We start from the raw sequence: 20,799 nt of genomic DNA, 5'->3' as shown, positions 1-20,799 counted from the left end.
TTAAGAATTGATGACGCCTTCACGCTGTTTGGCGCAGTAGAAAATGCAGATCAAACCGGTCGCCAGCAGGCACGAGGCCAGGAAAAACAGCCCCGGCGCGCTGCTGCCGGTCAGATCGTTCAGCACGCCCACCGCATAGGGGGCGACGAAACCGCCGATATTGCCGATGCAGCTCACCACCGCCAGCCCGGCGGCCGCGGCCGCGCCGGTGGAGATATTGGCGGGCATGGATAAGAATGGCGGCACGGCGGTGTAGATGCCGATGGCGGCAATGCACAGGAACGACAGCGCGACGAACGGGTCGTATTTAAAAAACGTCACCGCGCCCATCAGGCCGATGGCGGCAAGCACCATGCTGAGGCCGGCGAACACGCCGAGCTTTTTGGTTTTGCTGGCCCACAGGCTCCACGGATACACCAGCAGCGCGGCCAGGCCGTAGGGAATGAGCGCCAGCAGGCTGACGCGAAAGATATCGCTGCCGGAAATGGCGCTGATGATCGACGGCAGCCAGGTGCCGAAGCCGTAAATGCCGCATACCATGCCGAAGTTGAGCAGCGCGTAGAGCAGGTACTTTCTGTTTTTAATGCCCTTGAGGAAGTCGCCCAGCGTGATTTTTGAGCCGGATTTGGAGCGGCCGGCGTTGCTCATCAGCCAGGCTTTTTCCTCCACGTTCAGATAACCGACGTCCTTGGGCGAATTCTTGATCAGGAAGGGGATCAGCAGGCCGATGACGATCGGCGGCAGCCCTTCGAGGATGAACAGCAGCTGCCAGGGGGCGAAGCCGAACCAGTCATGCTGAATATTGAGAATAAAGCCGGAAATCGGCGAGCCGACCGCGTTGGACAGCGGCTGGACGATGATGAACATGCCGAGAATTTTGGTGCGGTATTTTTCCGGGAAGAAGACCGTGAAGTAATACACCACCGAGGGAAAGAAACCGGCCTCGCACACGCCCAGCATAAAACGGCAAATATACAGCTCCAGCGGCGTGCGCACAAAACCGAGCAGGGTCGCGAAGATGCCCCAGGAAATTAATATTCTGGCGAACCAGATGCGCGGGCCGAATTTAATGGTGCCGGCGTTGCTGGGTATTTCAAACAGGAAATAGCCGATAAAGAAAATTCCGGAAGCGAAGCCGAAAGCCGAGGCGGTCAATCCCAGATTATCTTCCAACGCTTTGGCGGCGTAGGCCATATTGTTGCGGTCGAGAAAGGCCAGGAAATACAACAAGATCATGAGGGGGACAATATGCAGCGTCAATTTCCTGATGGCGCTGCGTTCAATATCCTTTGGCATTGTTTTTTTCATCATGGTTTTTCCCATGTGGTTAATCGGAATAATAGCGGCCCAGCCCAAAGTCATGAGCGGCGTGCTGAATAACGACGTTGCGTGCATAAAGCGTCGCGCCGTTTATTTATTGCGACGACGCTGTTTTTTCTGATTTTGGCTGCGGCGAGCCGGACGATGCTATCTGCGCATCGCCTGGGTAAGCCGTTTTTACCGTATTAACCGGCGGTTTTGACGGAACGCCGGCTGATGACCGTCGGCGGGAAGAGAAACTCGCCGGGCGGTTGTGAATCATTGTTGATGCGGCCGATCAGGCGTTCGACCATCAGCTGCGCCATCTCGGCCAGCGGCGGGCCGATCGACGTCAACCCCGGTTCGGCCAGGCCGGCAAGCGCGATATTGTCGATGCCGACCACCGAAATCTCTGCTGGCACCTGGACGCCGGCGGCGCGCAGCCCCACCATCAGCCCGATGCCCAGCGCATCGTTAATCGCCACGATGCCGTCCGGGCGCGGCGTCAGCTCGAGGATGCGGGATGCCAGCGTCAGGCCCAATTCGAACATCTCCGTGTCGCCGTAGGCGCTGGTGGCTTTGCCTTCGATCACCCGTTGGCGTTCGCTCAAGTTGTGCCCCAGCGCACTCAGAAAACCGTCGATCTTGTGGCTGCGCCCCACGGTCAGCGCCGCTTCGGTGGCGAACACGATATGTCGGCAGCCGCGTTCGAGCAGGTGCTGCGCGGCCAGACGCCCGGCGGCGAGATTGTCCATCGACACGCTGTCGAACAACCGGCTGTCGGCGGCCATCGGCTCGGCGAACGGGCTGTCATAGCTGACGATCTTCATGCCTCGCTCGGCCGCCCGGACAAAATGGGTCTGGCGGATGTCGCTCGCCGCCACGATGATGCCGCGCACGCCATGCAGAAACATATCGTCGATAAACGCGGCTTCCTCCTGTTCCTGCCGGTAGGCGTTGCCGAGCAAGACGCGGTAGCGGTGAGCGCGCGCCGCGCTGTCGACGGCGTGCGCCAGCGCCGAAAAACTCGGGTTAACGATCGACGGCAGCAGCAGGCCGATGATCTTCGCCTGTGGCGCGAGGTTCACTGCGGTGCGCGCCGGACGATAGCCCAGGGTGTCCATCGCCTGTTCGATGCGCTGACGGGTCTGTGCACTCATCTGGTGGCTGCGATTATTCAGCAGGTTCGACACGCTGCTGATGGACACGCCGGCCAACCGCGCGACATCACGAATATTTGCCATTTGCCGATCCCTTGCTGCCTGCCGTTAGCCTGCAATCTATAAGGGAAGGCGGGCGCAGGCAAGCCGCAACCGGGGCGAAACCCGCACGGGATTGCGCATTTGTGAGAGTCGTCAGGCGCAGGGCTGGTTGTTTACTAAACAGCAAAGGGCGGCGGCCATGGGGTGACGCGGATGAGTGAGATCTGCGAAGCATCTCTCGTTTATCGCCCTTCGGGGCGGCGGGTTCTGTACTATTGTTTTCTCTTTGCGGCACGTTCCAGGCCGATGGGGCGCTGGGCGCAACGGAGATCACAGATGAACAAACGGGAATTAGAAAGCGCGATTGTCACCGATTTTTCCAAACGCATGAGCTATGGCGACTACCTGTGCCTGGACCAACTGCTGGACTGCCAGCACCCGCTCTCCAATCCGCCGCATCATGATGAAATGCTGTTCGTGATACAGCACCAAACCTCCGAACTGTGGATGAAGCTGATGCTGCACGAGCTACAGGCCGCGCTGCGGCTGGTGCAGCAGGACAAACTCAGCCACTGTTTTAAAATTCTCGCGCGCGTCAAACAGATCCAGCGGCTGCTGTTCGAACAGTGGGCGGTGCTGGAAACGCTGACGCCGTCGGAATACGTCGAGTTTCGCGATGTGTTGGGCAGTTCGTCGGGCTTCCAGTCGCATCAATACCGGTCAATCGAGTTTCTGCTCGGCAACAAGAACGCCGCCATGCTGGCGGTGTTCAGCAGCGATGCGGAAAAACACGCGGCGCTGAAGGCGATCCTCGAAGCGCCGAGCCTGTACGACGAATACTTGCTGTACCTGGCGCGCCACGGTTTGCCGATCCCGCAGGAGTGCCTCAAGCGCGACTGGACGCAGCCCTATCAGCGCAACCCGGATCTGCTGCCGGCGTTCAAAGTGATCTACGACAACCCGCAGACCTATTGGGAAGCGTATGAAATGGCGGAGAAGCTGGTGGATATCGAAGAGAGTTTCCATCTGTGGCGTTTCCGCCATATGAAAACGGTGGAGCGGATCATCGGCTTTAAGTCGGGCACCGGCGGTTCCAGCGGCGTCAGCTTCCTGAAAAAGGCGTTGGACCTGACCTTTTTCCCCGAACTGCTGGACGTGCGTACCGAAATCGGTGCCTGAGACACTGAGAGGGGGAAGGGCGATGAGCGTGAGGATTATCGATAAGGCGGCGGAGAAGGTGGTGGGGGTAAGAGTGGTGGGGCCGTATCCGCAGACCATCCCGCAGGGTTCGCAGCAACTGCTGGCATGGCGGCAGCGCCACGACGTGCCGTTCGGCAAATGGCTGGTGTTGTACTGGGACGATCCGGCAGAAGTGGCGCCGGAAAAGCTGCGCGCCGACGTGGTGATGAGCGTGGCGGACGATTTCGCGCTGCCGACGGGCAGCGCGGGCGTGACCGTGCAGACGCTGCCCGCTGGGCAGTACGCGGTTTACCGCGTACGCATCAGCGATGGCGATTTCGAGCGGGTGTGGGGCGAGTTCTACCAGAAGCTGCTGCCGGCCAGCGGCTATCAGCCGGTTGAGGGGGTGAGCTACGAACACTATCTCAACGATTGCGAGGCCGACGGCTATTTCGACCTCGAGATTTACCAGACGGTGAAAAAGTGGTGAAGGGGAAATGATAAAGAAGGCTGAATCGATAGGGGATATCGATTCAGCCTGTGATTGTCATTCCTGTTCGGTTTAGGAGCGGTGACAAGAGGAGGGAGTGTCACTCGCACTGACGTATAGGCCGTTTGATATCTATACGGTGTAGGTAGATAGGCCAAGTCTCACTTTAGCGCCTTGGAATCAAGTGCCTTGGAATCACTCGGTGGCGGTTGTGGTGGCTATTTCCCCCAAGTTCCTTTTTGATTCATTAATATCTTACCGTTCTTTATAACTGTCAGTGTGTTATCAATTTTACTGAGCATGTAGGTCGTCGATGCATTTTTAAACTCATAACTGATTATTGGGCATGGGGCTGTATTGCAATCAGCACGTGTCACTTTTCCCTGCAAAGTTACAGCAGCACCATCTTTTTTACGCTCTCCATAATAAGTAGCATCATTACAGTTTCCTTTACTGATGCAAACAGTCATGAGCTTGATAGAGAATGACTGTGTGTCAAAGTATTCTTCCTCAGTCCTCACCTTATTTCTTTTGCTGTCTGAGGAAAAATGCATGTCTTTGAAGCGTGCAGCCCAATGCAGAATATCATTATTAATAGGGGAATCTTTATCAGATGATTTGTAATTTATGATATCAGAATCAGGTACAACCCAGGCGGCATAAATTTTCCCATCGGGATTGATGACCAGAGCAGAGGCATTTTCCAGATAAAGATCTTTTAGCCACCCTTCAACAAATAACCCACCACCTGGGGTTGAATGAGGTTCACCGAACACATCAAAGTTGTTGATGTACTTTTCATAGTCTTGACCCAGTATGCTTTTAAGATTGTCAGTGACCGCTTTATCGTTGACCAGCCCGCTTACTGTGTTGGTTTTGTTATATTGTAACAGGTCTATCGCTGATGTGGATTCAATGGAGCAAAGCAAAGAAGCAGCAAACAATGTAGGTAATAAGATTTTTTTGAACATAAATCACTCGTTTGATAATTTTAAAAATTCTTCTGCTTCCCGGGCATACCGCTTTTGAAGGCCATTACCATAACGTGCCCACCAGTTGTACTGTTTACCACCCTGCGTCGTGATGGTATCTCCATATATTGCTCTATCGTATTCTACCCGAGCTTTAAGTAAATTATCCTGAAAGCTTTCCGCCGACATACTTTCAATTTTGGCTATTGCCTCCGACGTTAAGGTATCAGCCTTAACTATTCGTCCGGACTCCATGGAGTTCAGGATCGCTTGTGCGCCAGATGAGCCACGCATATGTGCCAATGAAGTTATTGCCCCTTGTTTTCCTGGATCAGAAAAGTTCAGTGCACCTGCAGACTTCGCTGATGCGCTCATTGCTTTGGATACTTCCTCAAACTCTTCAGCGCTGCCTTGGCCGTATTGGTTACGAGCAGCAAGGATTTTGTCATAAGCATTGCCATTTCCTTTTCTGAATCCGTATAACTCACGGCGCCCACCTTGTTCTCCAGCACTCCCTTCAGAGGCCATGACCGATTCAACAACCCGATTATCAATTCTGCCGGGTTTTGTTGTCGATTGAGCATTTTGCGTGATAGATGCTGGCGCCGCTGCCGCCGCCCGAGGGGCGGCGTTAACCGGCTTTCCCGGCGTACCAATTACCTACTCTTTAGGGAACAGCTGATCGACGGCGCTCTGGATTGCCGCCTGATGGCCGCCGCCCGGTGCGGCGGTGCGCGCGGCGCCGCCAGGCTGGTTGAGATCCAGCTGGCCGCCGGTGTTGATCGCGCCATCCTCTTTTACCGTGATATTGAAACTGGTGCCGGTGATGTTGATTTGGCCGTCCGCCAGCAGTTCGATCACGCTTTCGCCGCACTCGAGCCGCAGCGATTCGCCGGAGCCGAGGGTAAAGGCATTGACCACGGCGTCGCTGCGCGTTTTGCCGGTCAGCGCGGAGGATTCACCTTTGACGCCGGTCGCCTGATTAAGCACCACCCGTTTGATCTGGTTACCGCCCACCAGATGCGTGTGGTCGTTAGCGATGGTGTGGCTTTCATCGTTTTTCACCTGGGTGTCCATGTTGCGCTCCGCCTGGATCCACACCTGTTCGGCGCCGGCCTTGTCTTCGAAACGCAGGGCGTTGGCGTTGTCGGCGGTGCCGTCCTTGGTGCGGCTCATAAAGCCCATCTGGGTGGCGGCGGCCGGCAGCGCCCACGGCGGCATGCTGGCTTCGTTATAGACGCGCCCGGTGACGATCGGCCGATCCGGATCGCCGTTGATAAAGTCCACCACCACTTCGTCGTTCACGCGCGGGATCTGCACGCCGCCGTAGCCTTGGCCGGCCCAGGCGCTGGAGACGCGCACCCAGCAGGAGCTGCCGTCGTCTTTCGGCCCGAAGCGATCCCAGTGGAACTTCACCTTGATACGGCCGTATTTGTCGGTCCAAATCGATTCGCCGGCCGGGCCGACCACCCGGGCGGTCTGCGGTCCGTGGGTTTTCGGCCAGGTAGCCTGCTGCGGCGGGTGCCAGGGCACGTCCGCCGGCAGGACGATGAAGTCGATGCGGTGTTCGCTGCTCTGATCGTCGCCGCTGGCGTAGCGATTCTCTTTCAGATGGTAGCTGGCCTGCAGCGTCAGATATTCGCGATTGTCGTCGGCATGCGGGGCGTTATACAGCGTGAAGGTACTGCCGGGGGCGATGCCCATGGCGGTGGCGGTGCCTCGGATCTGTTGATGCTCGGCCTGCCAGGCTTCCTGGCGCACGCGGGCGTAGAACTCCCCCTGCTGATGCTCGGTATAGCGGCCCGGCCAGTCGTAAACGTCGATTTGCCCCGGCGTCGGCGAGACCGGGTTTTGCCGCGCCTGGAACAGCCAGGCGTTCGGTTTGCGGAAATCGTAGTCGTCCAGGCTGTAGATGCCCGGTGTGACGCGATCGGACAACGTCCACTGGCTGATGCCTTCCTCGCTGGTGCTGCCGCCCGACGGCGTCAGGTGGTAGGGGATCATCTCATAGCCGGGATAGGGCTGGTGATGGTGGGGGGCGTCCCCGAGCACCAGCGTGTGTTTGCCCATTTCGTGTTTGAAATAGTAATAGATGCCCTCCAGCTCCATCAGGCGGCTGATGAAGTTGAAGCTGCTTTCGTTGTACTGCACGCAGTAGCCCCACAGGCGATAGTCGCCGGTCAGCTGATCTTCCAGCTGCACGTTGTGCTCCGCCAGCAGGGTCTTGACGATCTGCGGCACCGTCTGTTCCTGGAAGATGCGGAAATTGCGGTCTTTGGTCATCGGCCACAGATCCGGCTGCACGTGCAGGTTGTACACCGCGTAGCGCGTGCCGCCGATCTCTTCGCTGCTGACGGCGATGGCGGTGATCTTACCGTTCAGGTAACGCGGGGCGCTGAGAAAGCCCTGGGTCGGAATTTCCAGCGTCAGCGGTTGGCCGAGCAGCGCTTTGCGATCGAGGCGCGCGTCGGTGCTCAGCAATTCAATAGAGAAGTCGAAAGGAGTGGAAAGCGCTTCGATACCGTCCAGCGAGCGAAACAGCAGTTGCTCCTGGCCCAGCGGCGTGTGCGCAATAATGCGATCCAACATGAGAACGTCCTCTGTGATTGACGTCATGCCCTGCATACTCCGGCGTTGCAGCGGCCTTGCCGCGCGGCCAATGAGGGGGCAGTTGCTCGTCAGTCTCATGAAACAGGGGAAACCCCGCCGAGGCGGAGTTTCAGAACGGGATTAGCCGGCAGTGGCCGGGTTGACCAGCCAGGTGCCGGCGGTGTCGATGCTGAGCTGCTGGCGGCGGAGCCGATCGTTGTGACGGATCTCCAGCTGATAGCGGCCCGGCGCCAGGTTCAGGCTGGCGAAGCCGTTTTCGCCCGGCGTCACCTGCTGCGGCTTGCCGTCGAGGCTGACCTGCTCACCCGGTTGCAGTTTGAAGTACACCAACGCCACCGGTTGCGCCGGCGGCGCCGCTTTTTCAGGTTCCGCCGCCGCAGGCTGCGCGGTTTGCGGCGCGCTCGGCTGCTCCGTCAGGGTTTTCTGCGCCGGTGACGCCTCGCTGTTTTGAGCGACGGCCTGGGCATCGTCCTTGCCGCCGCTCAGCCAGGCGATCGCGCCGATCACCAGCAGCGCGGCGACGCCGGCGCCGGCCATCATCGGGCGCGAGAATTGGGTGCCGCGCGCGGTAACGGTGCCGGCTGCAGCCGCAGCGGCGGCCGGGTTGGCGGCGACCAGCAAGTTCTCCGGCGCGGCGGCCGGGGTGCTGATGATTTCGTTTTCATCGGCGATCGGCAGATGCAACAGCTCGGCCATTTCGTCGATGGTCTGCGGGCGGTCTTCCGGCTTCAGCGCCAGCGCGCGATCGACGGTGCGCAGCAGCTCCGGCGAGTAGCCGGCGGGGCGGCGCTCGGTCAGCGGCTGGTAGCTGTCTTCGATGCTGCGCACCACGCTGACCGGCGGCGGCGAACCGACGATCAGCGTGTGCAGCACGGCGCCGAGCGCGTAGATATCGGTCCACGGCCCTTGTTCGCCGTCGCTGTTCTCGGTGTACTGCTCGATCGGCGCGAAGCCCGGTTTGAGCATGATCTCCGTTTCGTCCGACAGGTTGCCGATCTCTTTGCGCGCCGACCCGAAGTCCAGCAGCACCGGCAGCTGGCTCTCCTGGATCTGGATGTTATCCAGCGAAATGTCGCGGTGCAGATAGCCTTCCTGATGGATGGTGTTGATGGCGCTGAACAGCGGCGGCAGCAGCCGACGGATCCACGCCTCGTCGATTTTCTCCGGCTGCTGCGCCTGCAGGTTTTTCAGCGTGGTGCCGCTGTAAAACTGGGTGCCCATATAGGCGGTGCCGTTCTCTTCCCAGAAGCGCAACACGTGCAGCAGACCGGGATGCGAGAAGCGCGCCAGCAGACGCGCCTCCTGAATAAAGCTGTTCAGCCCGGCCTGGAAAGTTTTGCCGAAGCGTTCGCCGCGCAGCCCGATGCTGAGATCGTCGTTGCGTTTCGCCAGCGAGGTTGGCATGTACTCCTTGATGGCGATGGTGCGTTCCAGTTGGTGATCGTAGGCGCGGTAGACGATGCCGAAGCCGCCTTCGCCGATCGCTTCCTGGATCTCGAATTCATTGAATCGATAGCCGCTCGGCAGGCTGTTCGAATTCGGTTTGGTTATCCCGGTTCCCGACATAGTGATGACTCTCTGTGTTCAAAGGGCCGCCCTCTCGGCGGCCGCGGCGTTATGCCTGAAATTGACAAATGAATTCGTTGTTCTGCAGCGCGATATGCAGCTGGCGATAGCGCTGGTCGTTGGCGCTGCCGGTCAGCAGGGTGTGGCTGATCTGCGGCAGCAGGGTGTTGGTCAGGATGGCGTCGACCATGCGGCCGCCGGACTCCACCTCGGTGCAGCGGCTGACGATCTGCTCGATGACCGCGTCGTCGAAGGTGCAGACGATGTCGTGATTCTCCGCCAGGCGACGCTGAATGCGGCCCAATTGCAGGCGCACGATGTTGCCCAGCGTGGCGTCGGTCAGCGGGTAATACGGCACCACCAGCAGGCGGCCGAGCAAGGCGGCCGGGAACACCGACAGCAGCGGTTGGCGCAGCGCGCCGCTCAGCGCCTCCGGCTCCGGCAGCAGCTCCGGATCGCTGCACAACCCGGCGATCAGATCGGTGCCGACGTTGGAGGTCAGGATGATGATGGTGTTGCGGAAATCGATATGACGGCCTTCGCCGTCCTCCATCCAGCCCTTGTCGAACACCTGGAAGAAGATTTCATGTACGTCCGGGTGCGCCTTTTCGATCTCGTCCAACAGCACCACGCTGTAAGGACGGCGGCGAACCGCCTCGGTCAACACGCCGCCCTCGCCGTAGCCGACATAGCCGGGCGGCGCGCCTTTCAGCGTCGAAACGGTGTGCGACTCCTGGAATTCGCTCATGTTGATGGTGATGACGTTCTGCTCGCCGCCGTACAGGGTTTCCGCCAGCGCCAGCGCGGTTTCGGTTTTGCCGACGCCGGAGGGCCCGGCCAGCAGGAATACCCCGACCGGTTTGTTCGGATCGTCCAGGCGCGCCCGTGAGGTGCGCACCCGGCGGGCGATCAGATCCAGCGCATGGCGTTGGCCGATGACGCGCTGATTCAGGGTGTCGGAGAGCTGCAGCACCGCTTCAATCTCGTTTTTCACCATGCGGCCCAGCGGGATGCCGGTCCAGTCGGCCACCACCGCCGCCACGATGTTGGCGTCGACGGCGGCGAAGATCAGCGGCGCTTCGCCCTGCAGCGCGCTCAGCTGCTGCTGCAGTTCGCCCAATTGGGCGCGCAGCGCGTCGGCATCAGGGCGCGTTTGCGTCTCTTCGTCGGTGCTCGCCTCTTCTTGGGCGTGCAGTTGGGCGCGCAGCGTGATGATCTGCTGGATCAGCGCCAGCTCCTGCTGCCAACGCTCGGTCAACTGTTCGAGTTCCTGGCGCAGCGCGGTCAATTGGGCTTCAATCTCCTGCGGGCGCAGGGGATCGCCGATGCCGACCTTGGCCTCGCGGCGGGCGATATCCAACTCTATCTGCAGCGCATCGATGCGGTGGCGGCAGTCTTCGACCTGGGCGGGCTCGGCATGTTGGCTGACCGCCACGCGCGCGCAGGCGGTATCCAGCAGCGCCACCGCCTTGTCCGGCAACTGGCGGGCCGGAATATAGCGATGGGACAGCCGCACCGCGGCGTCCACCGCTTCATCCAGCAGCAGCACGCGGTGGTGTTGCTCCAGCGGGCTGACGGTGCTGCGCAGCATCAGCAGCGCTTTGTCTTCGCTCGGTTCGTGCACCTGCACCACCTGGAAACGGCGGGTGAGCGCGGGATCCTTCTCGATGTATTTCTTGTATTCCGACCAGGTGGTGGCGCCGATGGTGCGCAGTTGGCCGCGCGCCAATGCCGGTTTCAGCAGGTTGGCGGCGTCGCCGGTGCCCTGGGCGCCGCCGGCGCCGATCAGGGTGTGAATTTCGTCGATAAACAGGATGATCGGCGTCGGGCTGGATTGCACTTCGTCGATCACCGCCTGCAGCCGTTTTTCAAACTCGCCCTTGACGCCGGCGCCGGCCTGCAGCATGCCGATGTCCAGCAGGCACAGCTTCACGTCGCGCAGCTGCGGCGGCACGTCGCCGGCCACGATGCGCAGCGCCAGGCCTTCCACCACGGCGGTTTTGCCGACGCCGGCCTCGCCGGTCAGCAGCGGGTTGTTCTGGCGACGGCGCATCAGAATATCGACGATTTGTCGGATTTCTTCATCGCGGCCGGCCACCGGGTCGATCTCGCCGTTGCGCGCTCTGGCGGTCAGATCCTGGGCATACTGCGCCAGCACGCTTTCACCGCTGCGCGCCGCGCCGGGCAGGGGCTCGGCGCCGCTTTGCGCCGCCGCGTCCTGGGCGTTTTCCGCCGAGTGAGCGGTAATGGCGGCGAACTGTTCCATCAGCAGATCGGCGTTGATGCGCTCGAACTGCGGGGAAATGGCCTTCAGCAGGTGGCGCAGGCTGTAGGTTTTCAGAATGCCAAGCAGCAGGTGGCCGCCACGGATGCGCGCCGCGCCGAACTTCAATGAGCCATAGACCCAGGCGCGTTCTACCGCGCTGTCGATGTGCTCGGACAGATCGGAGATGGCGCTGGCACCGCGCGGCAGGCGATCGAGCGCCTCGACGATGTCGCGCGCCAGCTGCGCCTCGTCCAGCGCGAAGTGGCGAACGATCTGCTGCAGATCGCCGTCCGGCGATTGCATCAGCTGATGCAGCCAGTGCGCCAATTCGACGTAGGGGTTACCGCGCAGCTTGCAAAACGCCGTCGCACTTTCCAGAGAGGTGAATAACAGGCTATCCAGTTTGCCGAATAATACCGAGCGGCTGATTTCAGACATGGTTTTCCTCAGGTCTTAGAGTGGCCTAGCGCCGCAGGGCGCCGGCCGAAATAGGGTCAGAACGGGTTTTCCAGCGGTTCAGGGCTGAAGATCAGATCGTCGAGATCGCGCTGTCGCCGATGGTCGGCCAGCCAACTGCTCAGGCCCAATCGCTGCGCGCCGCCGAGCTGGATGCCGTGCGCCTGTTCCTTCGCCAGGATCAGGCGGACTTCCCAGACGAACTCGATGCCCAGGTATTGGCGCACCCAGTCGCGCAGTTGCCGGCACAGCTCGGCGCCCGGCAGAAAGCGGTCATAGTCCTGCTGCGGCATCGGCCCCAGCTCGATGCGGAACTTGTGCTGGATATCCCGCACCGCGATGCCGAGAAAGGCCGATTCGCCGAGCCGCGGCGCGCTGCGTCCGGCCTTGAGCCGCGCCTGCTCGCGCGGCTCCACCCGCAGCCAGTGCGGCACGTTTTCGACGATGCGCACCGGCACCTTGAAATACTGCTGCAAAATTTTGCTCAGGCCTTCCGGATCGCGGCTGTGGCGAATCAGATGACCGGCCATAAAATGTTTAGCGTGGGCGTTGATGCTGTCGCGCTCTTGCTGCGCCGGCTGGCCGATGCCGATCAGGCTCGACAGGTACTCGTCGAAGCGCCGGTTGTCCGGGCGATCCAGCGATACCGTCGGCTGCGCGTCGGCCCAGGCGCGGTAAAACAGCAGCGTCAGCCGGTGATGGAACAGATTGGTGAACGCCAGCAGGGTGGTGTCCTGATGGTGGTACACCCGTTCGCGCACGTATTCGGTCAGGTGCAGCGGCAGCGGTCCGTTGGGGCCGAACAGGCCGAAGCTGAAGATCGATACGTCGTGCAGCGGGCTGTTGGCGCGCGGCGTCACCTGCGCCAGCGTGGAGGGCGCGAACGACAGCGAAGGTTCCTGGCCCAGGCGCAGCATCTCGTGGCGCGGCAGCGGCGCGCGCCCCAGCAGGTAGGGCTGGCCGCCCTGGGCGTCGATGCGCCGCAGCAATTGAAACAGATCGTGCTTGTAAGGCGCGCTGCGCAGCCGCGGCCAGAAGTCGTCCGGCAGGCGATACAGCGCGTTGATCTGCGGCGGCGCCAGTTCGGTAGCGATCATCTCCGCGTTCATATCAGCGTCCTTTTGCCCATGCGCGCCTGCCAGTGGGCGATCTCGCCGCGCTGCTGGCTGGAGAGCGTCATCTCGGTGAAGGTGTTCATCGCCACCAGGCGCGAGAACAGGCGCTCCAGCACGCTGCCGAGCAGGTAAGGACTGTTGCCGGAGAACGCCTGCTCATCGACCGTCAGATCGATGGCGATGCCGCGCGCGAACACGATGGGGCCGGGTTCAGGCACTCGCCGATAGACCGGCCGCAGGTTGCAGTGGCGCACGCCCTGGATCTGTTTAGCGATCGCCGGCTCGCTCAGGTTGCCGTACAGCCCCAGCAGCTGGCGCAGGCTGGCAGCGCCCTGTTCCGGATCGCCGTCCATCATGCTGAGGTAATTCAGCTGCAGCTGACTGATCAACCGCCAGGTGATCATCCCTTCGGCCAGCGCCGGACGCGGCGGCGTAGGGCCTTTGCGCAGCGAGACCTGCTTGATCGGGATTGAATCGGGCATCACGAAATTGCCCTGATCCTGCTGCAACAGCATCAACGGCAGGTCGCGGCTGGTGCACAGCACGTCGGCGGTGAGGTATTTCAGATCGCTGTGCCACGGCGACTGCCGTTCGTCCACCAGCGATACGAACACTTCCGAACCGGCATAACCGGTGCGGGTGCCGTAGCGGCGGGCGTGTTCCGACAGCGTGCGCTGTTCGCGCCGCAGCGAGAAGTAGGCGCCATAGTTGCCATCGTCCGCACTCAGGGTGCTGTAAAACGGCCGAAACTCTTGCTCGTAGCGTTTTTCGCTGGCGCTGCCGCCGAGCCGCTGCACCGAGAACACTTCGTAATCCAGCGGCCGGATATTGTCGACCACCAGATGGTATTCGTGGTTCTTTTCGTTGATCGCGATGCGTTCGGCCACTTTCGGAAACAGGTTGATCACCGGCGTGCAGTGCAGCGCCAAATGGGCAACGTCGACCACCCGTTCCAGCGCGGCGTCGTGCCTATCGAGCAGCACCACGATTTCGAACTGGCGCAGCGCCTTTTTCCCTTCGCGCACGCTTTGCAACAGCGGGCGCAGGCCGTTGACGCTGAAGAACTGGAAGCGCGCCGGGAAGGCGAAATATTCTTGCAGCAGCCGGTAGCCTTCGAAGTTGCGCAGATCGTTGGGCAGCAGCGCCTGATCGGCGGCAAAGCCTTCCTGTCGCAGCCCATCCAACGCCAGCGCCCGCCGCTGCGGCTGAGCCTCCACCGTTTGGCAGACAAGCCCGACGCTGTGCTGCATCAGCAACTCCAGCAGCTGCTGCGCCTGCATGTCCGGCCCGGCCAGGTAAAACATCAATTGGTCCAGCTGCAGGTTGTTGAGCGTCACGCTTTCGTAGCACTCGAGCCGAATGCGCAGCGCGCTGACGCAGCCGCTGTGCTGCAGCCCCAGCGAGGCCAGCGGAATATCGGCCGGAATGCCGCCCAGCTCGACGCCGGCGATGCGCACCGGCTGCAGCGTGACGTCATGCGCCGTGGTGTAACTGCAGGTGATGCCGCTTTTCTTCAGCGTCTGGCTGTCCATCATGGTGCCGCGCGGCACCACGAAGCCGTTGCTGATATCGCCTTTACTGCTGTCCGGCTGCAACTCGGCGATCGCCATCGACGGCGTCGGCGACAGGTAGTTGGGGTAGATGATCTCCAGCAAGCGCTGAGAAAAGCGCGGGAACTCGGCGTCCATTTTCAGCTGCACGCGCGAGGTGAGGAAGGCGAAGCCCTCCATCAGACGCTCGATATAAGGGTCCGCCACGTCGATGCCGCGCATGCCGAGACGGCCCGCGACCTTCGGGTACTGTTCGGCGAACTCGGCGCCCATCTCACGCAGATAGGCCAGCTCGCGGTTGTAATAATCTAACAGTTTACTGTCCATCGCCTTACCCTATGTCTTTCAGATCGAAGTGGCCGTTTTCCAGATCCACGTCGGTACGGAACAGAAACTCCAGCGGATAGGGCACGCACCACAGGCGGCCCTTGATTTCGATCGACAGCACGTTGTGCAGATCCAGCGAGCCGGTGTCCGAAATGCAGCGCACCTGCAACCCGTCGGGCAGAATGCGCGGCTCGAAATGGAGGATGGAATCGGTCAGCGCGCGCTGAATGTCGAGCCATTCGATGTCCGACATGCGCTTGCCCGCCAGCGAGGCGATGCCGTAATTCAGGGTGGAACGCCGCACCTGCGGAAAATCGCCGAGATCCAGATTGGATTCGCTGTTGACGCAGTTGAACAGCCACTGCAAATCGCGCAATACCCGGCGGCGCAGCTCGCTGTGCGACACCAGGTTGCGCACCTGCGCCTCCTGCTTTTTCTGCGGTTCGTCGTCGGTCAGCATATCGAGCAGCACCGGCTGCATTTTGTCGCGTGAAGTCAGGCGTTCGCTGTCCTGACGAGAGCGATAGCCCTGGCGGCGCAGATCGCCGCCGTCATAGTGGGGGGGGCGCTTGTCGTTCATGGTCAGGCGCTCGCGTCGAAGCTCAACTGCCGCAGGCTGTGCAGCGGGAATTCGTCGCTTTCGCTGAGCCAGGTCTTCAGGCCCAGCCCCGCATAGTGGGCGCCGTCGCCCAGCGGTTGCCATTCGGTGCGTTTGCCGAGCAGCAGCGCGTCGTCGCTGCCTTCGGGCAGCGGGTAACGGGCGGGCAGTTGGCATACCTGTTCGCGGCCGTCGGTCAGGCGCACCAGCGCATGGCTCCACACCAGATCGATGGCGCTCTGTGGCGCCTGGAACTGGATCGCGGCGATGTCGGCAAACGGCACCCAGTAGTAAACGCCGTTGAGCGCCAGCTCGCACACCGGCCCGAGGCGGCCGTCACCGTCGGTCAGCCAGTCGAAACTCAGCTGCCGCTCTTGGTCGCCTTCGGCCAACATTAACCGCCCGGCGCCGGCCGGGGCGGCCTCCAGCGCCTCATCGCGCAGCGTCTGGGCCTGCTCGGCCGCCCCTTGCGCATCCTGATGCAGCGCCTGCACCATCAGTTTCAGCCAGGGATGCGCCTGCCGCAGCAGCGTCGGCGCGGCCGTGCCGGCGAATACCGCCTGGCGTTGCAGCTCGGCGTTGACCGACTGCATCAGCAGCAGTGTGGTTGGTTGGGCGATCGGTTTCAGCGCCTGCCAGGATTTCAACTGCGCGTTGGCGCGCGTCCAGTTGCCGCTCAGACACAGCAGTTGCACCAGCGCGGCGCGCAGGTCGGCATCCGCCGGTTTTGCCTTGATATCGTTCTCGACGGCGGTGATGGCCGCGGCGATCGACTGGCCTTGCAGCATGCTTGCTAATGATTTCACAGGCTTTCCTTATAATCAGTGAGTGGCGCCGTTAACCGACAGGTAGCTGCCGCTGGCGGGATCGACCCGGTCTGCGGCCAACTGTTCCACCAGCTTGAAGGTCAGCGGGGCGGCGGCGCTCAGCAGCGGCTGCCAGGCGGTTTGCGCCTGCTGCACGCGCTGTGTGATCTTGGTCTCGTCGGCGGCGTCGACACGCGGCATTTCAACGATCGCTTCACCGTTGAACGCCCAGGCATGCAACTGCGGTTCGAAGGTCAGCAGCAGGAAGCTGCCCGGCGCCTGCGGGTTGCCGCCCAAAATGAGCCGTTGGGCGTTGGCGCTGACGACGGTCAGCGCACGATCGCCGCCGTTGATCTTCGCCAGCGGGTAACCTTGCAGGAACCACAGCGTCGGCGAGAGGGTTTGCCCGCCGTGTTGCAGCGTGACCGCGCCGCTGCCCTGCAGCCAGCCGTCCTCGCCGCAGCGCAGCGCGTCGCCGGCGGGAATGAACAGCGCGCCGCCGGTGGCTTCGTCACCCCAGAAGGTGCGGAAGTGGCAGCCCTGCGGCAGGCTGAAACGCTGTGGCGGCGCGGTGTCCGCCTGCGCAGAGGTGACGGCCACCGCCGCAGGAATGGTCGGCGGCGGTGGGGTTTGCGGCTGCTCGGCGGTTTCTTGTTTGACCACCGGTTTCCAGCCGCGCGCTTTGGCGGCTTCGCCGGTCGCCAGCTTCTCACCGCGCTTGTCGGTCAGCGTCCAGGGCAGATGACCGGCTTTTGGGCACTGCTTTTCCAGCAGATTGCCGACGCGGGGCAGAAAGTCGTTCAACACGGCCGGATCTTTGCCTTGCGCCGAGACGATGCGCAGCGGGATGCTTTTGCCGCACCAGCTTTCCGGATTGCTGTTCTTGACGTCATCGATAAACACTTCCAGCTTCTGGCTGGGGGAGTAAACCAGGCGATAGTTCATCGCCTGTGCGGTCGGTACCGCCATCAGGGCGACGAGCCCCGGCATCCAGTATTTCATAGTGAACCTTGCTGTGAATGTGCGCCGACTCAGTCGCGGATGAGAAACCGTTCCGCATCCGCCAGCGAATGCAGCAGGGTGGTTTCCTGCGGTGAGCCAATCCAGACGGCGATAGCGCTGTAGTTATCGCTGTTATTGTTTTTCTTCCATGCCTGCTGCATCAGGGCGATCCACTCGCTGGGGGAGTTGACCATGTGCAGCGACTGTTCCAGTTCGGCCTGGCTGAAGCTGTGCCAGAAGCCGTCGGTGCACAGCAGGAAAACGTCGCCGTCTTCCAACTGCAGCACGTCGCTGTAGGTGGCGTCGCGCTCTTCGTTGAGCCCCAGCGCGAAATACAGCAGGTTGCTGTTGATGCCGTTGGTCTGATAACCGGCGTCCTGCATCTGCTGGATCAGGCTGTGGTCGGTGGTGACGGCATGCAGGTAGCCGCGGCGGAACAGGTACAGGCGGCTGTCGCCGGCGTGCGCCCAGTAGGCCACTGGTAATCGCGATCGATAAACAGACTGACCAGCGTGGTGCCCATCTTGCTGTATTCGTCCGACTGCCGCTGCTGCTGGTGGATGGCGGCATTGGCGCGCGTAATATGCTGACGAATGCTCTGGGCGTTCAGGTGCTTTTCGCCGTCGAAGTTTTGCAAAATGGTGTCGCGCGCCAGTTTGGCGGCGATATCGCCGCCCGGAAAACCGGCGATGCCGTCGCACACCACGAAGCAGGCGGCGCGGTTGCCGAGCACCTCGCCGGTCTGATCCTGGTTGGAGGCGCGGCCGCCCTGATTGGAGGTAGAGGCTATGGTGATATTCATTACGCGTCCGGTTTGGTCTGTGAGTCTTTGTATTGATTCACTTCAACGTCATAGGCGTGCAGGAAGGCTTCGCCGAACAGGGTGTGGAAATCGTCCTCGATCTCGCCGGAGGTTTGCTGATAGTTCTTCACAAAGTAGTCCCACAGCGCGGCCTTGCGGTTGGCGGGCAGCGACAGACGCGGCGCCACGCCTTCCTTGCGCGCTTCCTCTTCGAGGCGCTCCGGGTTGAACGACTGCAGCATGGCGGCGATGATGGCGCGAATGCCGGCGATCATCCCCAGCTGGTGCGCCTGCAGGTCGATCAGCGCATCGCGCACCGCCTGTTCCGGCGGCATAAAGCCCGGCATCTGGCTGCCGAACATCTGCATCAGCACCGTTTTCCCCGAAGGCAGCAGTTTAAACGGGTTGTTGGCCTCGTCGAGGATCATGGTCATCTCGGCCTTCACGCCGCGCTTGAGGATCGAGCGGGATGAGAGCAGGGCGACGGTGCCTTGCGAGAACAGGCTCAGCAGGCGGCCGGCCTGGCGGATCTGTTGTTCGTCGAAATGCGGCTGCGGCTGCAGATCGTCGAGACCGAGGCCTTGCAACAGCGCCGTCAGCAGCGGCCCCTCCAAGGTGTCGCCATTCGGCGCGGCGGCGTGCTGCCGCTGGGCGGACTGGTAGGCGACCGGATCGATGCCCAAGCGGTTGCCCTGGCGCGGGCGCGGAGGTTGCGCAGGCGGTTCCTGCTGGCTGAACTGCGGCGCGGGTTGGGGTTGCGGCTCGGGTCTCTGCACCGGCGGCGTCGGCGTCGGTTGAGGGCGCAGCGCTTGCGGTTGTGCGGCGATCGGCGCCGGTGGTGGGGACGGCGGTTGTGCCGGTTCCTCCGGCTGAGCCAGCGGCACGGCGCCGCCCATCAGCAGCCCCAGCGGGTCGTTGCTGTTTAACGTCTCTGGCGAAGCGGGCGCGGATGAACCGCCGAACAGCGCCAGCGGATCCAGCTCTTGTTCCGGTTGCTGCGCATTCTGGACGGAGGGAGCCGGACGCGGTGGCGCAGCCTGCTCCGCCAGCAGCGCGCTGGGAGTGGTGTCGGCCAGGATATGCTCACGCTCAAAAGTGGAGTCGGTGTTGAACAAGGCGGCCGGATCGGTTTGCTGTTGCTGCAATTGGCGCAGATCGACATCGCCCGCCAGCTGCGCCAGCGGATCGGCCGGGTTCAGCTCGCGAGCGGGGGTATCCAGCAGCGGATGATTGTCCGGATTGGCGATCGGCGGCGGTGTGACGGCGGTCGGCGCGTTTGGCGTAAATTCTTCCACCAGGCTGTCCCAGATTTCGTTGGGGATCGGCGCGGCGGATTTTTCTTTGGCGGCGGCTGCAGGGGCCGCAGCAGCGGCAACGGCCTTGGCCACCGGTTGAGCCTGCGGCGCGGCGTGCTGTTGCAGCGCGCTGACTTCAATCTGGTAATCGTCGATGCCGAGCACGTCGCCATCCTGCAGTTCAACCTGGCGGCCACGCTCCAGCGGAATATCGTTCAGCAGCACGCGGGTGACGTTGCCGCGATTGGTGATGCGGCATTCGCCGTCAGAGGAAATGTGCACGATCGCCTGCAGACGGGAAATGGCGCGCTCTTCGTCCGGCAGCACCAGGTTGTTGTCCACGCTGCGGCCGATGGTGCCGCCCGGCGGCAGAAAATCGCAACTGCTCTGCGGCGGAACCTGGCCGCTTTTATTTTTTACAATGGAAAATCGCATAAGGCATTCCTGCTGATAGGGATTTTAGACTGCTTTGGGCGTATGTTGATTTAGTCATCTAATCTGATGGTTAACTTCGATTCTTTTCTTTTTTGTAATAGATGTTTTTTGGTAGTTGAGTTAAGTAGATAAAGGTAAATATCAAACTGCCATAGTGTATAGAGTCATAGTCATTGTTGCCTAGTGGGTAGAAGAGATTAAGAAAACCATTCCCGTATGCAAAAATTGAGAGCTGTATGACACCCATAAGAACCACAATGAGACAGTTGAAAACAAAAAATGGATAATTGTGTTTGCGAGCCGATAATTTTTTTAAGTAATATAATGCCACTAAAATTATGAGTGACAATGAAAAGTAGGAAAATAAGAATCCATATGAGTAAGTTGATAGCGTGACGTCTGGAGTCATGTTAATAATCAATAAATTTACTTGAGTTGAAAGCTTTATGAAATTGAGTTCGATAATCCTGACTATTACTTAGAGTAACGTTCAAAGATGGCTTTAGCATCACTGGAGCTTTGCAGTGAAAGGCAATCTAAAATATGATAACTTCCTTTAACTGAGCCTTGGCTATTTTTATTGGCGTACTGTTCAGCCAGCTTTTCGCCTTGTTCGAATGCATCCATCGGCAGTTTACTCAATTCTAAATAGGCGGAAGCGGAACGGAAGGCGTCTTGCTTGGTTTTTTCTGAGTCAGTGGACTTCCCAATGCAGCGGCTGACTAACCAATTTTTATATAGTGCCTCTTGCGATAAAATATTGAGTGAGTTTTCAGCAAGGGCTACATGGCTTCCGAGCAGCAGAGACATTAAAAAGTACGTGTATCTTC

16 protein-coding genes and 1 pseudogene are annotated in these 20,799 nt (G+C 60.7%); 2 read left to right on the top strand and 15 right to left on the bottom strand.

Annotation, left to right across the window (positions count from 1 at the left end; translation table 11 throughout):
- Both ITX55_RS16905 and ITX55_RS16900 read right to left on the bottom strand, forming a co-directional pair.
- A complete protein-coding gene (locus ITX55_RS16905) occupies window positions 1–1,236 on the bottom strand; it encodes an MFS transporter (RefSeq protein WP_232092545.1) in 1,236 nt (411 codons plus the stop codon).
- Between the two features lie 269 nt (window positions 1,237–1,505).
- Entirely contained in the window at window positions 1,506–2,543 is a 1,038-nt protein-coding gene (locus tag ITX55_RS16900; RefSeq protein ID WP_108681008.1) for a LacI family DNA-binding transcriptional regulator, read from the bottom strand.
- Window positions 2,544–2,837: 294 nt separating this feature from the next.
- Between ITX55_RS16900 and kynA the strand changes: the two genes are divergently transcribed.
- Together kynA and sbmC are read left to right on the top strand one after the other, a co-directional pair.
- On the top strand, window positions 2,838–3,680 hold the full coding sequence (gene kynA / locus ITX55_RS16895; protein WP_033643569.1) for a tryptophan 2,3-dioxygenase: 843 nt from the start codon (window positions 2,838–2,840) through the stop codon (window positions 3,678–3,680).
- A 22-nt stretch (window positions 3,681–3,702) separates the two neighbouring features.
- Window positions 3,703–4,170: a DNA gyrase inhibitor SbmC gene (sbmC, locus tag ITX55_RS16890; RefSeq protein WP_108681006.1), complete on the top strand. Its 468-nt coding sequence runs from the start codon at window positions 3,703–3,705 to the stop codon at window positions 4,168–4,170.
- 218 nt (window positions 4,171–4,388) lie between these two features.
- On the opposite strand, the gene ITX55_RS16885 is transcribed toward sbmC, so the two are convergent.
- The 13 genes and pseudogenes from ITX55_RS16885 to ITX55_RS16825 all read right to left on the bottom strand — a co-directional run bounded on the left by ITX55_RS16885 (window position 4,389) and on the right by ITX55_RS16825 (window position 20,779).
- Entirely contained in the window at window positions 4,389–5,141 is a 753-nt protein-coding gene (locus ITX55_RS16885) for a hypothetical protein (protein ID WP_033643567.1), read from the bottom strand.
- 3 nt (window positions 5,142–5,144) lie between these two features.
- Entirely contained in the window at window positions 5,145–5,669 is a 525-nt protein-coding gene (locus ITX55_RS16880; RefSeq protein WP_146035835.1) for a hypothetical protein, read from the bottom strand.
- A gap of 132 nt (window positions 5,670–5,801) precedes the next feature.
- Entirely contained in the window at window positions 5,802–7,730 is a 1,929-nt protein-coding gene (locus tag ITX55_RS16875; protein ID WP_108681004.1) for a type VI secretion system Vgr family protein, read from the bottom strand.
- Between the two features lie 141 nt (window positions 7,731–7,871).
- Window positions 7,872–9,317, bottom strand: coding sequence for a serine/threonine-protein kinase (locus ITX55_RS16870; protein WP_099786046.1), 1,446 nt, complete (start codon window positions 9,315–9,317; stop codon window positions 7,872–7,874).
- Between the two features lie 49 nt (window positions 9,318–9,366).
- A complete protein-coding gene (gene tssH, locus ITX55_RS16865) occupies window positions 9,367–12,021 on the bottom strand; it encodes a type VI secretion system ATPase TssH (protein ID WP_033643564.1) in 2,655 nt (884 codons plus the stop codon).
- Window positions 12,022–12,077: 56 nt separating this feature from the next.
- Complete coding sequence (gene tssG / locus ITX55_RS16860) at window positions 12,078–13,148, bottom strand: type VI secretion system baseplate subunit TssG (protein ID WP_108681002.1); 1,071 nt, start codon at window positions 13,146–13,148, stop codon at window positions 12,078–12,080.
- On the bottom strand, window positions 13,145–15,031 hold the full coding sequence (gene tssF / locus ITX55_RS16855) for a type VI secretion system baseplate subunit TssF (RefSeq protein WP_033643563.1): 1,887 nt from the start codon (window positions 15,029–15,031) through the stop codon (window positions 13,145–13,147). The genes tssG and tssF overlap by 4 nt, the downstream gene beginning before the upstream one ends.
- Before the next feature lie 4 nt (window positions 15,032–15,035).
- Complete coding sequence (locus ITX55_RS16850; protein WP_033650842.1) at window positions 15,036–15,611, bottom strand: type VI secretion system baseplate subunit TssE; 576 nt, start codon at window positions 15,609–15,611, stop codon at window positions 15,036–15,038.
- 2 nt (window positions 15,612–15,613) lie between these two features.
- Window positions 15,614–16,435: a type VI secretion system accessory protein TagJ gene (locus ITX55_RS16845; protein ID WP_033643561.1), complete on the bottom strand. Its 822-nt coding sequence runs from the start codon at window positions 16,433–16,435 to the stop codon at window positions 15,614–15,616.
- 15 nt (window positions 16,436–16,450) lie between these two features.
- Entirely contained in the window at window positions 16,451–17,437 is a 987-nt protein-coding gene (locus ITX55_RS16840) for a hypothetical protein (RefSeq protein WP_033650844.1), read from the bottom strand.
- Window positions 17,438–17,466: 29 nt separating this feature from the next.
- Window positions 17,467–18,239 (bottom strand): annotated as a pseudogene (locus tag ITX55_RS16835) (PP2C family serine/threonine-protein phosphatase).
- The gene (tagH, locus tag ITX55_RS16830; protein ID WP_108681000.1) at window positions 18,239–19,969 is read right to left on the bottom strand and encodes a type VI secretion system-associated FHA domain protein TagH; all 1,731 of its coding nucleotides are present in this window, start codon (window positions 19,967–19,969) and stop codon (window positions 18,239–18,241) included. Before tagH ends, ITX55_RS16835 begins: the two are co-directional and overlap by 1 nt.
- A gap of 474 nt (window positions 19,970–20,443) precedes the next feature.
- The gene (locus tag ITX55_RS16825; RefSeq protein WP_232094294.1) at window positions 20,444–20,779 is read right to left on the bottom strand and encodes a T6SS amidase immunity protein Tai4 family protein; all 336 of its coding nucleotides are present in this window, start codon (window positions 20,777–20,779) and stop codon (window positions 20,444–20,446) included.
- Window positions 20,780–20,799 lie beyond the last annotated feature (20 nt).

This window comes from Serratia sp. EWG9, assembly GCF_019913725.1.
Classification (GTDB): domain Bacteria; phylum Pseudomonadota; class Gammaproteobacteria; order Enterobacterales; family Enterobacteriaceae; genus Serratia; species Serratia ureilytica.
Note: the sequence above shows the minus strand (reverse complement) of the source record. Positions and strands in the feature narration are given on the sequence as shown.

Bases quoted from the DNA above. Each gene is read 5' to 3' on its own strand.
- ITX55_RS16850 (WP_033650842.1), bottom strand. From the start codon at position 15,611: ATGAACGACAAGCGCCCCCCCCACTATGACGGCGGCGATCTGCGCCGC.
- ITX55_RS16825 (WP_232094294.1), bottom strand. From the start codon at position 20,779: ATGTCTCTGCTGCTCGGAAGCCATGTAGCCCTTGCTGAAAACTCACTC.
- ITX55_RS16875 (WP_108681004.1), bottom strand. From the start codon at position 7,730: ATGTTGGATCGCATTATTGCGCACACGCCGCTGGGCCAGGAGCAACTG.
- tssG (WP_108681002.1), bottom strand. From the start codon at position 13,148: ATGAACGCGGAGATGATCGCTACCGAACTGGCGCCGCCGCAGATCAAC.
- tssH (WP_033643564.1), bottom strand. From the start codon at position 12,021: ATGTCTGAAATCAGCCGCTCGGTATTATTCGGCAAACTGGATAGCCTG.
- ITX55_RS16885 (WP_033643567.1), bottom strand. From the start codon at position 5,141: ATGTTCAAAAAAATCTTATTACCTACATTGTTTGCTGCTTCTTTGCTT.
- ITX55_RS16870 (WP_099786046.1), bottom strand. From the start codon at position 9,317: ATGTCGGGAACCGGGATAACCAAACCGAATTCGAACAGCCTGCCGAGC.
- ITX55_RS16880 (WP_146035835.1), bottom strand. From the start codon at position 5,669: ATGGCCTCTGAAGGGAGTGCTGGAGAACAAGGTGGGCGCCGTGAGTTA.
- ITX55_RS16905 (WP_232092545.1), bottom strand. From the start codon at position 1,236: ATGATCTTGTTGTATTTCCTGGCCTTTCTCGACCGCAACAATATGGCC.
- sbmC (WP_108681006.1), top strand. From the start codon at position 3,703: ATGAGCGTGAGGATTATCGATAAGGCGGCGGAGAAGGTGGTGGGGGTA.
- ITX55_RS16900 (WP_108681008.1), bottom strand. From the start codon at position 2,543: ATGGCAAATATTCGTGATGTCGCGCGGTTGGCCGGCGTGTCCATCAGC.
- ITX55_RS16840 (WP_033650844.1), bottom strand. From the start codon at position 17,437: ATGAAATACTGGATGCCGGGGCTCGTCGCCCTGATGGCGGTACCGACC.
- tssF (WP_033643563.1), bottom strand. From the start codon at position 15,031: ATGGACAGTAAACTGTTAGATTATTACAACCGCGAGCTGGCCTATCTG.
- tagH (WP_108681000.1), bottom strand. From the start codon at position 19,969: ATGCGATTTTCCATTGTAAAAAATAAAAGCGGCCAGGTTCCGCCGCAG.
- kynA (WP_033643569.1), top strand. From the start codon at position 2,838: ATGAACAAACGGGAATTAGAAAGCGCGATTGTCACCGATTTTTCCAAA.